The sequence below is a fragment of the Actinocrinis sp. genome (assembly GCF_035650855.1).
In the GTDB taxonomy this organism is placed as follows: Bacteria; Actinomycetota; Actinomycetes; order Streptomycetales; family Catenulisporaceae; genus Actinocrinis.
In genome coordinates this window covers 19,484-34,335 of record NZ_DASRGV010000176.1, presented here as the reverse complement: position 1 = coordinate 34,335, position 14,852 = coordinate 19,484, and the positions used below count along the sequence as shown (strand labels likewise).

The window sequence follows — 14,852 nt, the reverse complement described above, 5'->3', positions numbered from 1 at the left end:
GAGACGCCGAAGGACGCCCGACGCTGTGCGAGGTCGAGTCCGACGCCAAGATCAGAGCGGTCAAATCGACCATCCGGTTCGGGTATGAGCCGCCCACCGCGCTGCGCTGGACCCAGGTGAAGGGTGAGCTGAAATCGGTGCAGGGAAGCTGGGAGCTGGAGGAGCTCGGGTCCGGCCGCACTCGCGCGACCTACCTGCTCGACGCAGAACTTGGAAGGATGCTCGGGATGGTGATTCGCGGTCCTCTCGTCGACCTGCTGCGCGAGATGCTCGCGGGCGCGCGCGCCCGCGAGCTCAAGCGGACCGTGGAGGGACCGTGACGATGCTCGCTGCGTTTGCCTCAGCGATCAGCGGCGATGACCCACTCGGGGGCCTGGAGATCGGCGAGCGGCCGGAGCCCGAGGTGGCCCCCGGCTTCACCACCGTCACGGTGCGGGCGACCTCGCTCAACCATCACGACCTGTGGTCGCTGCGCGGCGTCGGCCTGCCCGAGGAACGGCTGCCGATGATCCTCGGCTGCGACGGCGCGGGTATCGACGAGGACGGCAACGAAGTAGTCGTACACGCCGTCGTCGGCGAGGGCGGCCGCGGGGTCAAGGACGGCGAGCGGCCCACGATTCTGACGGAGCGTTACCAGGGCACCTTCGCCGAGCGCGTCGCGGTGCCGCGGTGGAATCTGCTGCCGAAGCCCGCGGCCCTCTCCTTCGAGGAGGCCGCGTGCCTGCCGACCGCGTGGCTGACGGCCTATCGGATGCTCTTCACCCGTTCCGGCACCCAGCCCGGCGACACGATCCTGGTGCAGGGCGCGGGCGGCGGCGTGGCCAGCGCCCTGATCGTCCTGGCGCGGGCGGCCGGCTACCGGGTCTGGGCGACCTCGCGCTCGGAGGAGAAGCGCGCCCGCGCGGTCGAGCTCGGCGCCCACCAGGCGTTCGAGTCCGGTGCGCGGCTGCCTGAGCGCGTAGACGCGGTGATGGAGACGGTGGGCGCGGCGACCTGGGCCCACTCGGTGGCTTCGGTGCGGGAGGAAGGCACCATCGTCATCTCCGGGGCGACCTCGGGGCCGAACCCGCCGGCCGCGCTGACCCGGGTGTTCTTCCACCAGCTGCGCGTCGTCGGCTCCACCATGGGCTCGCGCGACGAGCTGGCCAGGCTGCTGCGTTTCTGCGAGGTGACCGGGGTGCGGCCGGTGATCGACTCGGTGCGCTCGCTGGTCGAGGCGCCGGAGGGCTTCGCGAAGATGGAGTCGGGTGACCTCGTCGGCAAGCTCGTCTTCGCCATCTGACGCCCTTCGTACGTAAGGCAAAGCCCGACGCGGCGCCGGCATTACAGCCGGCGCCGCGTCGGGCCTGGGTCACTCAGACGGTGTCGTGCGGACCGGGATCGTCAGGATGGCGATCCTGCGGGCCCTCGAAGATCGCGCGCAGGTCGGAGACGGCCCGGTCGATGATCGCCTTGGCCTCGGCCTTCTGCGTGTCGGACAGCGGACCGTGCCGGCGCATGTTGTCGAAGAACGGGCCGGCCTCCCGGCGCACGCCTTCGAACATGTCGCGCAGCTGCGGTCCGAAGACCTCCCACTCGAACGGGCGCCGACTTCCCCCGCCTCCGCCGCCGTGCTTGCGGTACTCCGACGAGCCCGAGGACGCGCCGCGCTTACCGCCCTGCGGCTCCTCCCCAGGCGCCGCGTCGCGCGGTTCGTCGTGCTCACGCTCTTCATGGTCACTGTCGCGGGGCTCCGTCTCCTCGTTGCCCCAGAACGGCGCACCGCTGAACAGCCAGGCCCACGGCGGGCCGCCCTGCTGCTGGCGCTGGCGGGCGCCCCACTGCTCTTCCCACTGTTCCTTCCACTGGCGCGCCCACTGCTCCTTCCAGGCGCGCTGCCAGTCCTTCCACTGCTCGCGCTGGCCGCTCAGGTCCCGCTTCCAGTCCCGCCACTGTTCGCGCTGCTCGCGCTTCCAGTCGCGCCACTGGTCCCGATCCCAGTCCACCGACTCCGGCGGCGGGCCGCCGGGCATAGAGCGCCAGTCGAACGGTCCGCCCGGACCCCAGCCGCCGGGCCGCGCACCCGCCCCGGCCCCGGCACCTGCCCCGGCGCCTGTGCCCGCACCGGCCCCTGCTCCGGTACCGGCGCGACCTTCAGCGGCTTCCCGCGCGGCGCGCATCGCCGCCTCGCGGGCCTCGGCCTCCAACTGTTCGCGCACGGTGCGCGCCGACTCGCGCACCTCGTCCCGGATTCCCTCGGCCAGGTCGTTGACCGAGTCGCGGATCTCGGTCTCCAGCGCCTCGAGCTCCGCGGCGCGCGCGGCGAGCTCGGCGCGGCCGGCGTCGGTGATCTGGTAGACCTTCCGGCCGCCGTCCGTCTCGTGGCGCACCAGGCCCTCGGACTCCAGCCGGGCCAGGCGCGGGTACACCGTGCCCGCGCTCGGTGCGTAGAGCCCCGCGAAGCGCTCGCGCAGCTGCTGGATGATCTCGTAGCCGTGCCGCGGACTCTCGTCCAGCAGCTTGAGCAGGTAAAGCCGGAGCCGGCCGTGGCCGAATACCGGGGTCATCGTGCGTCCTCGCTGTTCTCGCCGTGATCGCGGTTGCCGCCGGTCCCGTCGGGGTCCGTCCCGCCGGCGTTGCTGCTTTGATCTTCTGTGCCGCTGTTCTCTGTGCCGCTGTTCTCTGTGCCGCTGTTCTCTGTGCCGCGGTTCTCGGCGGTGCTGTTCCCCGTGGTCTGCGCGGCGTGGCTTGCGGGTACCGCGTCCTGCGGGCCGCTGCCCTCGGGTCCGCCATGCTCTGGAGCGCGGTCTTGCACCGGCGCTTCGTCCTCGATGACCAGGTCCCAGGGCTCCTCGTCGGCGCTGCGCCGCAGCAGCGTCACCGCACCCGAGACCGTCTTGCCGGTCAACGTGGCCGCGCCGCTGCCGACCGTCCCGGAGAGCTTCTGCGAGCCGCGGTGGCCGCTGGCGCGCACCTCCGGGAAGGAGCTGACCGCCCGGCCGTTCGCCGTTCCCAGATCCACGCGCACGTCCGGGTCGTGCGGCAGCCGGATCGTCATCGCCCCGGAGACGCAGCTGAGCCTGATGGAGGAGGGCACCGGGTCCTCCAGGTCCAGCGCGATCGCGCCGGAGACCGCGGACAGGTCGATCGCGCCGCCCGCCCCGGCGATCACCGTGATCGCTCCGGAGACCGCCTTGACCGACAGGTCGCCGGTCACCTGCTCGGCGGTGATCGCCCCGGACACGGTGGCGACGCGGGCCGAGCCGTGCACGCCCGCGAGCGTCACCTCGCCGGAGACGCCCTTGACGGTCACCCGCTCGTGGAAGTTCGAGACCACCACCGGCCCCGAGACCACGTTCACGTTCACCAGCGCGTCCGGCGGCAGCGCCAGCGAGAGGTCCACCTCCATGCGCCGGCCGCCGAGCAGCCACTGGAACAGCTGCGGCTTGGCGTTCTCGCCGTGCCGCACGGTCAGCTCTCCGCTGTCGGACAGCTCCACCTGCAGCGGCGGACCACTGATCTTCGTCACCTCGAGCGTGGCTGGACCGTCCTTGCCGATGAGGTTGACCCGTCCGGCCATGGCGACCAGGCGCACCGATCGCACGCCCTCGCCGAGCGCGACCTGGTCCGGGTGCTCCAACTTCCAACTCTCTGGCATCTGCGCGGCCCTCCGCATCCTGAGCAACGCGATGTATCGCGTCTCTGTAGAACCACGATATATCGCGTTGGTGCGAAGTCAAGCCGAAACCGGAAACTGCCGGTCGGCGACCCGGCCGGGCCGGCCGGAACGGCTAGTCCTCGTCCTCGTCGTCGAGCCGGGCCAGCCACGTGGCGAGCCGTTCGACGGGCGTCTCGAACTCGGGATTGAGGTCGACGAACTCGCGCAGCCGCTCGGCGACCCAGGCCAGCGAGACCTGCTCCTCGCCGCGCCGGTCATCGAGCTCTTCGATTCCGCGGTCGGTGAAGTACACCCGACGCTCCGTTCCAGGTACAGACCGGTTATCCGTGCTTTCTCATCCTAAGCAGCGCCCTGCCGCGGAAAGCCGACGCGGCCCCGGTCCGGATCGGACGGGGCCGCGCTGCGGGGCTGGTTCGGGCGTCAGTCGGCGAAGGACTCCTCGACCACCCGGTGCTGCTCGACCTCGTGCCGCTTGGCCGAGCCGACCGCGGGCGAGGACGAGGCCGGACGCGAGACGCAGGTCAGCGCGCGGCCGAGCTCGGCCGGCAGGTTCAGCGCGATGAACGGCCAGGCGCCCTGGTTGGCCGGCTCCTCCTGGACCCAGCGCACCTCGGCTCCGGCCGGGTACTTGCCGATCTCGGCCAGCAGCTCGGCCGCGGGCAGCGGGTAGAGCCGCTCGGCCCGCACGATCGCGGTGTCGGTGATGCCCTGCTTGGCCCGCCACGCGGCCAGGTCCCAGTAGACCTTGCCGGAGCAGACCAGGATCCGGCGCACCGCGCCCGGCTCGACCGTGCTGTCGCCGAGCACCGGCTGGAAGCTGCCGTGCGTGAACTCCTCGATCGCCGAGGCCGCGGCCTTGAGGCGCAGCATCGACTTCGGTGTGAAGATCACCAGCGGCTTGTGCGCCGGGTTGTGCGCCTGCCAGCGCAGCAGGTGGAAGTAGGACGACGGCAGCGAGGGCATCGCCACGGTCATGTTGTTCTGCGCGCACAGCTGCAGGTACCGCTCGATGCGGGCCGAGGAGTGGTCCGGGCCCTGGCCCTCATAGCCGTGCGGCAGCAGCAGCACGACGCCGGAGTGCTGGCCCCACTTCTGCTCGCCGGAGGAGATGAACTCGTCCACGATGGTCTGCGCGCCGTTGCCGAAGTCGCCGAACTGCGCCTCCCACAGCACCAGCGCGCCCGGGCGGGCCACCGAGTAGCCGTACTCGAAGCCCATCGCGGCGAACTCGGAGAGCATCGAGTCGTAGACCGAGTACGTGGACTGGTTCTCCGACAGGTAGGACAGCGGCGTGTACTCCTTCGCCGTGTGCCGGTCCACGATCACGTGGTGCCGCTGCACGAATGTGCCGCGCCGCGAGTCCTGGCCGGTGAGCCGGACCGGGACGCCCTCCATCAGCAGCGAGCCGAAGGCCAGGGTCTCGCCCATCGCCCAGTCGATCGTGCCGTCGGTGACCATCTGCGCGCGCCGCTGCAGCTGCGGGACGACGCGCGGGTGCGCCTCGAAGCCCTCGGGCAGGTTGACGTGCACCTCGACGATGCGCTTGACCACCTCGTCGCTGATCGCGGTGCTCACCGGGGCCGGGAACGGCACGCCCTGGTCGCCGTGGCCGTTGACGTTCGCCGAGGACGGGTCGGGCAGCTGCTTCGGCGCGCTGTCCTTGGTCTCGGCGAAGACCTGCTCCAGCTTGGACTGGTAGTCCTTGAGCGCGGCCTCGGCCTCTTCCAGCGTGATGTCGCCGCGCCCGATCAGCGCCTCGGTGTACAGCTTGCGCACCGAGCGCTTGGCCTCGATCAGCTGGTACATCAGCGGCTGGGTCATCGAGGGGTCGTCGCCCTCGTTGTGACCGCGCCGCCGGTAGCAGACCATGTCGATGACGACGTCCTTGTTGAACTTCTGCCGGAACTCGAAGGCCAGCTGCGCCACCCGGACGCAGGCCTCCGGGTCGTCGCCGTTGACGTGGAAGATCGGCGCCTCGACCATGCGCGCGACGTCGGTCGCGTACACCGAGGAGCGGGAGAAGACCGGCGAGGTGGTGAAGCCGACCTGGTTGTTGACCACCAGGTGGATCGTGCCGCCGGTGCGGAACCCGCGCAGCTGCGACATGTTCAGCGTCTCGGCGACCACGCCCTGGCCGGCGAACGCGGCGTCGCCGTGCATGAGGATCGGCAGCACGGTGAACGCGGTACCGGCCTTGTTGATGATGTCCTGCTTGGCCCGCACGTAGCCCTCGAGCACCGGGTCGACCGCCTCAAGGTGCGAGGGGTTGGCGACCAGCGAGACCTTGATCTGCTTGCCGGACAGCGCGGTGAACGTGCCGTCGGTGCCCAGGTGGTACTTCACGTCGCCGGAGCCGTGCATCGACTTCGGGTCGAGGTTGCCCTCGAACTCGTTGAACACCTTGCCGTACGGCTTGCCCACGATGTTCGTCAGCACGTTGAGCCGGCCGCGGTGCGGCATGCCGATCGCGGCCTCGTCGAGGCCCTCCTCGGCGGCGGCGGAGATGATCTGGTCGAGCAGCGGGATCGCCGACTCGCCGCCCTCCAGCGAGAAGCGCTTCTGGCCGACGTACTTGACCTGAAGGAAGGTCTCGAAGGCCTCGGCCGCGTTGAGCCGGTTGAGGATGCGCAGCTGCTCCTCGCGGGACGGCTTGTTGTTGCCGTTCTCCACCTTGGCCTGGATCCAGCGGCGCTCTTCCGGGTTCTGGATGTGCATGTACTCGATGCCGACGGTGCGGCAGTACGAGTCGCGCAGCACGCCCAGGATGTCGCGCAGCTTCATCAGCGGCTTTCCGCCGAAGCCGCCGGTGGCGAACTCGCGCTCCAGGTCCCAGAGGGTCAGGCCGTGCGAGACCACGTCCAGGTCGGGGTGGCGGCGCTGCTTGTACTCAAGCGGGTCGGTGTCCGCCATCAGGTGCCCGCGGGTGCGGTACGAGTCGATCAGCTCGATAACGCGCGCGGTCTTGCTGATGTCGTTCTCGTGCGTGGCCGCGATGTCCTGGATCCAGCGCACCGGCTCGTACGGGATGCGCAGCGACTCGAAGACCTGGTCGTAGAACCCGTCCTCGCCGAGCAGCAGCTGGTGGATCGCGCGCAGGAACTCGCCGGACTGGGCACCCTGGATGATGCGGTGGTCGTAGGTGGAGGTCAGCGTCATGACCTTGCTCACCGCGAGCCGCGCCAGGGTCTCCTCGCTGGCTCCCTGGTACTCGGCCGGGTACTCCATCGCCCCGACGCCGAGGATCGTGCCCTGACCCTTCATCAGGCGCGGTACCGAGTGCACGGTGCCGATACCGCCAGGGTTGGTGAGGGAGATCGTGGTGCCGGCGAAGTCGTCGGCGGTCAGCTTGTTGGTGCGCGCCTTGCGCACGATGTCCTCGTAGGACTGCCAGAACTCGCGGAAGTCCATCAGCTCGGCGGCCTTGATCGAGGGCACCAGCAGCGAGCGCGAGCCGTCCGGCTTGGTGACGTCGATGGCCAGGCCGAGGTTGATGTGCTCGGGGGTGACCACCGCGGGCTTGCCGTCGGACTGCGTGTAGGAGGCGTTCATCGACGGGATCGCCTTGACCGCCTGCACCATCGCGAAGCCGATGAGGTGCGTGAAGGAGACCTTGCCGCCGCGGGCCCGCTTGAGGAAGTTGTTGATGACGATGCGGTTGTCGATCAGCAGCTTGGCCGGGACCGCGCGCACCGAGGTCGCCGTCGGGACCTCGAGCGAGACCTCCATGTTGGCCACGACGCGCGCGGCCGGGCCCTTGAGCACGGTGGTCTGCGAGCCGCCGCCGGCCGGAGTGGAGGCCGCGGGCGGAGCGGTGATCGCGGCGTCGCGCGGCACGCCGCTGGCCGGGGAGACGGCCACCGGGGTCGGTTTGGCCGCGATGCCGTTGGGAGTGGCGGCCGGCGTGGTGACGGGGGCGGGAGCCGCCGGGGTCTGGGCCGGCGCGGCCGGGGCCGCGGGCTGAGCCGCGGCGGGCTGAGCGGTGGTGCTCGAAGCGGGGCGCGCGGGAGCGGCGGGCGCGGCCTGCTGTGCCGGAACGGGCGCGGGTGTCGCGGTCGCGTCCGCCGCGGCGGCTGCCGCGGAAACGTCGCTCGGCTGGTAGTCGGCGAAGAAGTCCCACCACGCCTTGTCCACGGAGGCCGGATCGCGCAGATACTGCTGGTAGATCTCGTCGACGAGCCACTCGTTGGGCCCGAACTCCGCCGCGGTGTGCGCGGCCCCGTGGTTCGGGCCCCCCGGTACCGGCTCGGCAGGGGCCGGTTCTGTCGAGGTCGATGTTGACGCTGACGTGGACTGTGGCGACACGGCGGGTTCCGCCCTCTTCCGCTTCGTAGATCCGTGTTCTATGGCTGTGCCTGTGAACAGCCGGATGCCAGATGGGAGGGCCCGCATGCGTCAATCGAGCCCTGCGGGAACCCCCAGCGGGCAGCGGTCATCCAGATTACGCCCCTTTTAGGGCCGATCACTGCTCAGCGCCGTGAACAGCGACGAGTATCACACTCTCCATCGCGATTACCACCCATGCTGATGGTAGCTCGGTAGCCCGTAATGACTATGGCTGGACGAAGCCGCGAGCGAGGCGTGCGGAAGCGTGCGCAGGGCGTGATTGGCATGCGGCAAATCCAGCGCTCTGCCATCCCGCTCTTTGCCGCCCCCGCGGCGTCCGGCTTTCACGGATTCTGCAACACCGCCGCACCCGCCGCCTATTCCGCCGCCGTCTCAGCTTTGCCTGGCGCGGCGTCTCACCTATTGGGACGGCCTCGGGGTCGGCGGGGTGATTTCCGCGGCACCGCGGAGCCCGGCACCGTGCCGGGGGCCGAGTGCGGATCGGCGGGCAGCTCCACCCGGATGAGCGCGCCGCGCGTCGAGGGCGCGACCTCGATCGTGCCGCCGTGCAGCTCGATCGCCCACCGCGCGATGGCCAGGCCGAGGCCGGTGCCGCCGCCGGTCGCCTGACCGCCGCCGTCGCCACCACGGGTAAACCGCTCGAAAACCCGAGTCCGCTCGCCCTCCGGAATGCCCGGACCCTCGTCGGCCACCTCGATCCGGACCCCGCCGCCGGGACGCGCCGCCGCGCTCACCCGCACGATCCCGCCCGGCGGGGAGTGCTTGGCCGCGTTGTCGACCAGATTCGCCACCACCTGGTGCAGCCGGGACTGGTCGGCGCGCGCGGTCAGGTCGTGCGGATCGACGCCCAGCTCGAAGCGCACCGGCCGCCCGGCCGCCGCGGCCTCGTCCACCGCGCGGGCGAGGAACGGCTCGACCGCGAAGTCGGACAGGTCGAGCGGCACCGCCCCGGCCTCGAGCCGGGAGAGGTCCAACAGCTCCTCGACAAGACGGCCGAGCCGCTCGGTCTGCGCCAGCGCGGCCTTGACGATGGCGTCGTCCGGCTCGGTGACCCCGTCCACCACGTTTTCCAACACGGCCCGCAGCACGGAGATCGGGGTGCGCAGCTCGTGCGAGACGTTGGCGATCAGCTCGCGGCGCTGCCGGTCGGCCGCGCCCAGATCCGCGGCCATCTGATTGAACGCACCGGCCAACTCGCCGACCTCGTCCTGCGACGAGGCACGGATACGGCGGCTGTAGTCGCCGGCCGCCATCGCGCGCGCCGCCGCGGTCATCCGGCGTAGCGGTGACGTCATACCGTGCGCGAGGATCTGCGTAACGATCATCGACAGCACGATGGCGGTGAGGACGACGTACCGCGCCCGGATGCCGATCGATACGCCGATTGCGGTAAATGAGCCCGCGAACGTGACGCTTGCGATGACGAGAATGCCGAGCTTGGCCTTGATCGACCGCACCGGGTCCAGCGGCCGTAGATCGAGCCAGATGCGGTACAGCCGGGGGAAGCGCGAGAGCAGCCGCCGCAGCACCGGCAGCCCGGGTAGACCCGGAAGCTGGTGCGGCGCGTCGTACGGCGCTCGACGCTGGTAGCGCGGCTGCGGCTGAGGGTCGGACGGTTGGCCGGTCGGGGCGTTCACGGTAAGTCCGGCGCGGGCACGATGATCTCGGCCTCCAGCGCGTAGCCGATCCCGTGCACCGTGCGGATCCACTCCGCGCCGATCTTCTTACGCAGAGCCTTGATATGCGAGTCCACGGTCCGGGTGCCCGAGGCGTCCGCCCAGTCCCACACCTCGGCCAGCAGCGACTCGCGTGAGGAGACCACGCCCGGCTTGCGGGCCAGGCAGCCCAGCAGGTCGAACTCGATCGGGGTCAGGTGCACGTCGGCCCCGTCGACCCGCACCCGCCGCGCGGCCTGGTCGATCTCCAGCTCCGGCCGCTCCTCGACCGCCGGTTCGGTCTGGTCCTGCCCCTGGTCCCGGTGCTGGTCCAGGTCCTGCTCGGGGACATGCGCCTGCCCGCGCAGCCGCACCGGCCGCTCAGCGTCCGCACCGTCAAACCCGCGCGCGTTCTCCAGCGTCTGCTGCCGCACCACCTCAATGCGCCGCAGCAGCGCCTGCACGCGCGCGATCAGCTCGCGCATCGAGAACGGCTTGGTCAGATAGTCGTCCGCCCCGGAACCCAGCCCTGCCAGCAGGTCCGGCTCGGCGTCGCGCGCGGTGAGCATGAGCACCGGCGTCGGCCGCTCCCGCTGAATACGCCGACACACTTCGAGCCCGTCGAAGCCCGGCAGCATCACGTCCAGCACTACCGCGTCCGGCTTGTGCTCCCGTACCGCGGCCATCGCGCCCGGACCGTCCCCCGCGTGTACGGTGGCGAACCCCGCCGCGGCCAGCCGCGCGACCACCGCGTCGGCGAGCGTGGGCTCGTCCTCGACGACCAGGATCAGGCGACGTGCCGGTGTGTCCATGTCGGGAAGCTTAGTTAGCCGACCCGATGTTAGGTTCGGCGGTGCAGTGAAGATGACGTGTGAATCTCCGGCGGACAGGCCGCCGAGAACCCAGAGGAGACGTCCATGGGGCAGCAGTTGACGCAGACGGCGCAGTGGCAGGCGCTGGCTGATCACCGGGAGAAGTTCGGCGCGACCCACCTGCGGGAGCTGTTCGCGGCCGACGCTCAGCGCGCGGCCAGGCACACGCTGGCGGTGGGGGACCTGACTGTCGACCTCTCGAAGAACCTGATCACCGACGAGACCCTTCAACTGCTGATCTCCCTGGCCCAGGCGCGCGGCGTCGAGCAGCTGCGGGACGCGATGTTCCGCGGCGAGAAGATCAACATCACCGAGGACCGCGCCGTGCTGCACGTCGCGCTGCGGGCGCCGCGCTCCGAGCGCATCGAGGTGGACGGCGAGGACGTGGTGCCGGCCGTGCACGAGGTGCTCGACCGGATGGCGGCGTTCGCCGACCGCGTCCGTTCGGGCGAATGGGTCGGGCACACGGGCAAGCCGATCCGCAACATCGTCAACATCGGCATCGGCGGCTCGGACCTCGGGCCGGCGATGGCGTACGAGGCGCTGCGCGCGTACTCGGACCGCACGCGCGTCTTCCGTTTCGTCTCGAACGTCGACGGCGCCGACCTCTACGAGGCGACCCGCGACCTGGACCCGGCCGAGACGCTCTTCATCGTCTCCTCGAAGACCTTCACCACGGTCGAGACGGTCACCAACGCCACCTCGGCCCGCGCCTGGCTGCTGGCCGGGCTCGGCGGCGACGAGACCGCGATCGCCAAGCACTTCGTCGCGGTCTCGACGAACGCGGCCGAGGTGTCGAAGTTCGGCATCGACACGCAGAACATGTTCGGGTTCTGGGACTGGGTCGGCGGCCGGTACTCGTACGACTCGGCGATCGGCCTGTCGCTGATGATCGCGATCGGCCCGAAGCAGTTCCACGAGATGCTGGCCGGCTTCCACACCGTCGACGAGCACTTCCGCACCACGCCGCTGGAGCGCAACGTGCCCGCGCTGCTCGGCCTGCTCGGCGTCTGGTACGGCTCCTTCTTCGACGCGCAGACCCACGCGGTGCTGCCGTACAGCCACTACCTGAGCAAGTTCCCGGCCTACCTCCAGCAGCTCGACATGGAGTCGAACGGCAAGAGCGTGCAGCGCGACGGCGAGCCGGTGGCCTGGCAGACCGGCCCGATCGTCTGGGGCACGCCGGGCACCAACGGCCAGCACGCCTACTACCAGCTGATCCATCAGGGCACGAGGATCATCCCGGCGGACTTCATCGGCTTCGCCGAGCCGGTCGTCCCGGCTGCCGACCCGCGCGGCGCGCACCAGGACATGCTGGCCGCGAACTTCCTCGCCCAGACCGAGGCGCTGGCCTTCGGCAAGACGAAGGAGCAGGTGGAGGCCGAGGGCACGGCCGCGGCGATCGTGCCGCACCGGGTGTTCAAGGGCAACCACCCGACCACGTCGATCATCGTCCCGGCCCTCACCCCCTCGGTGCTCGGCCAGCTCGTCGCGCTCTACGAGCACAAGGTCTTCACGCAGGGCGCGATCTGGAACATCAACTCCTTCGACCAGTGGGGCGTGGAGCTCGGCAAGGTGCTGGCGAAGAAGATCGAGCCCGAGCTGGCCGAGGGCGGCGCTCACGGCGAGCATGACTCGTCGACGACGGGCCTGATCGAGCGCTACCGCAAGCTGCGCGGCCGGTAAGGAGCAGCGGGATCACAGACAACGCTGAACGTCGGCGAGCGGCGCCGGAGCGTTCCGGCGCCGCCCGTGACGTTGGGTGTCGGCGCGTTGACGGCGTCGTGGATCTATCGCGTCGATGCGGGGCGCCCAGATGCGGGAGAATGGCGGGCATGACTGAGCCGCGCCGCAGTTCCAGCCCCCGCGCCAAAGCCTCCCGCAACGCCGCCCGCGGTGGCGCGCAGCAGCGGGACGCCGAGCGCAAGGCCGCGGAGAAGCGGCGCAACCGGTCCATCGCGCAGGCGGAGCGGCGGACGACGGCCGACGCGGTGCGTTCCACCGAGCCCGCGCCGACGGCGGCCGGACGGTCGCGGGTGGCGGACTCGCCGACTCCGACCTCTTACTCGGACCTGCCGGAGGGGTACCGGGCCGGCTTCGCCTGCTTCGTCGGGCGGCCGAACGCCGGGAAGTCCACGCTGACGAACGCGCTGGTCGGCGCGAAGATCGCGATCACCTCTGGGCGGCCGCAGACCACCCGGCACACGGTGCGCGGGATCGTGCACCGGCCGGACGCCCAGCTGGTGCTCGTGGACACCCCCGGGCTGCACCGGCCGCGCACGCTGCTCGGCGAGCGGCTGAACGACCAGGTGCGGGCGACCTGGGCCGAGGTGGACGTGATCGGTTTCTGCATCCCGGCCGACCAGAAGATCGGGCCCGGCGACATGTACATCGCCCGCCAGCTGGCCGAGGTGCGCCGCACGCCGAAGATCGCGATCGTGACCAAGACTGACGCGGCGGCGGGCAAGCAGGCGGTCGGCGAGCAGCTGCTCGAGGTGGTCGAGCTGGGCAAGGAGGTCGGCATCGAGTGGGCCGACGTCGTCCCGGTCTCCGCGGTCGCCGGGGACCAGGTCGGGCTGCTGGCCGATCTGCTTGCCGCGCAGCTGCCGGTTTCGCCGCCGCTGTACCCCGGAGGCGAGCTGACCGACGAGCCCGAGCAGGTGATGGTCGGCGAGCTGATCCGGGAGGCGGCGCTTGAGGGCGTCCGCGACGAGCTGCCGCACTCGCTCGCGGTGACCGTTGAGGAGATGCTGCCGCGCTCGGGTCGGCCCAAGGACAAGCCGCTGCTGGACGTGCACGCCGTGCTGTACGTGGAGCGGCAGAGCCAGAAGGCGATCGTGATTGGTACCGGCGGCTCACGGCTGCGCGACGTCGGCACACGGGCACGTCGGCAGATCGAGGCGCTGCTCGGTACCCCGGTGTTCCTGGATCTGCACGTGAAGGTCGCGAAGGACTGGCAGCGGGATCCGAAGCAGTTGCAGCGGCTGGGGTTCTAGGCGCTTAGACGATGCCGCGGTCCGTTACGCCGCCGCGGTCCGCGTTAAAGGTTCAGCGTCCAGGCGGCGTGCGTGTCGATCGGGCGGAAGCCGAGGCGACGGTTCACGGCCAGCATTCGATGGTTGTCCACCGCGTTGTAGGTATCGAGCATCGTCAACGACGGTTCCGCGGCCAGCAGCTCTCTGATCAGCTGCGCCTTGACTCGTACCGCCAACCCGCGTCCGCGGTACTCCGGCACCACGACGGTCTCGTTCTGCTCGCCGCGCAGGCCGTCGGCGGTGTGCGCGCTGGAGAGCGCTGCGATCCGGCCGGTGGTCCGATCGATCAGACAGGCCGTGTACTCGCGCAGTCCCGCTTGCATCGCGGCGTCTTCGCGGTGGCGGACCTCGGCGGAGGTGAACGGCGAGAACGGGGTGGGCGAGGGCGTGGGCTCCGGTGCGGACCCGGCGGACACCGCGGACACGGTCGACGCCGCGGACACCGCCGCTCCGGCCGGCATCGGAACCGCCGTCGCCGGCGAGGCATGCAGGCAGTCGAGCGCCTTGACGTAGCCGGCGAGGAAATCTTCCGGGCAGCGGCTCTTCCAATGCAGCGGCACGAATCCGTCGTCGGGGGCCGGGCGCGCATGCCTGCTGCGGGACTGCTGCGGACCTTCGACCGCCTGCACGATCGCGGTCACGCGCTCGTGCGAGGCGCCGCGCCGAAGCTCGATACCGCGCAGGTCCAGCCGCGAGCGAAGGTCGCGTCCCGCGATGAACAGACCGTGCCGCGCCGCGAACGCCTCGCTCGCGCGCGTACGCGGCGCGTCGAGCACCAGGCGTGACCGGTTCAAGGCACGAGCCGCCTCGGTTAACGCATCGAGCAATGCAGAGCCGACACCGCAGCGCCGTGCCGAGGGATGCACAGTGATCGCGGCGTGTGCCAGTTCCCGGTGAAACGCCTCGTACAGCCCCAGCCTGGCCCAGCCGGCCGCGCCCCCGGCCTCGTCGGTCGCGGCGAACAGCATCCGCCGCCCGCGATACGGCGGCACCAGCAGTCCGCGCAGCTCGGCCGGGCTGGCCGGCGGCTCGCCCGGACGATCCGCGAGGTCCGCGGCGTTCTGGCAGGCCAGCAGCCAGCTGAGCTCGGCCGCGGGCAATCCGCCCGGCCCGAGCTCCAGCGCCGTCACCCGCCACTGGCGAGGCGCGCAGGTGGGAGCGAAGAGGCCGCGCACGGGTCCATCTCACAGCGTGGCGGCCCGCCGATCGAGGAGAAACGCTCATGAAGTTGTGATATTTCAGCCCCGGGCGCCATCGCCGGGCCACGACCGGGCGCTGGTGGCGATCT

The 14,852-nt window shown here is 70.8% G+C and carries 11 protein-coding genes; 4 read left to right on the top strand and 7 right to left on the bottom strand.

Features of this window, described 5'->3' with window-relative positions:
• Together VFB40_RS13410 and VFB40_RS13405 are read left to right on the top strand one after the other, a co-directional pair.
• Window positions 1-320 (top strand): hypothetical protein (locus tag VFB40_RS13410; protein WP_324850496.1); only part of this gene is annotated, 320 nt, incomplete at its 5' end.
• Between the two features lie 2 nt (window positions 321-322).
• Complete coding sequence (locus tag VFB40_RS13405) at window positions 323-1,282, top strand: zinc-binding dehydrogenase (protein WP_324850498.1); 960 nt, start codon at window positions 323-325, stop codon at window positions 1,280-1,282.
• Between the two features lie 73 nt (window positions 1,283-1,355).
• On the opposite strand, the gene VFB40_RS13400 is transcribed toward VFB40_RS13405, so the two are convergent.
• From VFB40_RS13400 to VFB40_RS13375, 6 genes are all read right to left on the bottom strand, one after another.
• Window positions 1,356-2,546: a PadR family transcriptional regulator gene (locus VFB40_RS13400; RefSeq protein WP_324850494.1), complete on the bottom strand. Its 1,191-nt coding sequence runs from the start codon at window positions 2,544-2,546 to the stop codon at window positions 1,356-1,358.
• A complete protein-coding gene (locus VFB40_RS13395; RefSeq protein WP_324850492.1) occupies window positions 2,543-3,637 on the bottom strand; it encodes a DUF4097 family beta strand repeat-containing protein in 1,095 nt (364 codons plus the stop codon). The genes VFB40_RS13400 and VFB40_RS13395 overlap by 4 nt, the downstream gene beginning before the upstream one ends.
• A gap of 133 nt (window positions 3,638-3,770) precedes the next feature.
• Window positions 3,771-3,950 (bottom strand): DUF6104 family protein, encoded by a 180-nt coding sequence (locus VFB40_RS13390; protein WP_324850490.1) that lies wholly within the window; start codon window positions 3,948-3,950, stop codon window positions 3,771-3,773.
• Window positions 3,951-4,078: 128 nt separating this feature from the next.
• The gene (locus VFB40_RS13385; RefSeq protein ID WP_324850488.1) at window positions 4,079-7,960 is read right to left on the bottom strand and encodes a multifunctional oxoglutarate decarboxylase/oxoglutarate dehydrogenase thiamine pyrophosphate-binding subunit/dihydrolipoyllysine-residue succinyltransferase subunit; all 3,882 of its coding nucleotides are present in this window, start codon (window positions 7,958-7,960) and stop codon (window positions 4,079-4,081) included.
• Between the two features lie 437 nt (window positions 7,961-8,397).
• Window positions 8,398-9,531 carry a HAMP domain-containing sensor histidine kinase gene (locus VFB40_RS13380; protein WP_414642089.1) on the bottom strand — a complete coding sequence of 378 codons (1,134 nt, stop codon included), beginning with the start codon at window positions 9,529-9,531 and terminating at the stop codon, window positions 8,398-8,400.
• 104 nt (window positions 9,532-9,635) lie between these two features.
• Window positions 9,636-10,469, bottom strand: coding sequence for a response regulator transcription factor (locus VFB40_RS13375; protein ID WP_324850484.1), 834 nt, complete (start codon window positions 10,467-10,469; stop codon window positions 9,636-9,638).
• Window positions 10,470-10,574: 105 nt separating this feature from the next.
• Between VFB40_RS13375 and pgi the strand changes: the two genes are divergently transcribed.
• Together pgi and era are read left to right on the top strand one after the other, a co-directional pair.
• Window positions 10,575-12,215, top strand: a complete 1,641-nt coding sequence (gene pgi, locus VFB40_RS13370; protein WP_324850482.1) for a glucose-6-phosphate isomerase — start codon at window positions 10,575-10,577, stop codon at window positions 12,213-12,215.
• A gap of 149 nt (window positions 12,216-12,364) precedes the next feature.
• Window positions 12,365-13,525 (top strand): GTPase Era, encoded by a 1,161-nt coding sequence (era, locus tag VFB40_RS13365; RefSeq protein WP_324850481.1) that lies wholly within the window; start codon window positions 12,365-12,367, stop codon window positions 13,523-13,525.
• Window positions 13,526-13,569: 44 nt separating this feature from the next.
• On the opposite strand, the gene VFB40_RS13360 is transcribed toward era, so the two are convergent.
• Complete coding sequence (locus tag VFB40_RS13360) at window positions 13,570-14,739, bottom strand: GNAT family N-acetyltransferase (protein ID WP_324850478.1); 1,170 nt, start codon at window positions 14,737-14,739, stop codon at window positions 13,570-13,572.
• Window positions 14,740-14,852: the final 113 nt, after the last annotated feature.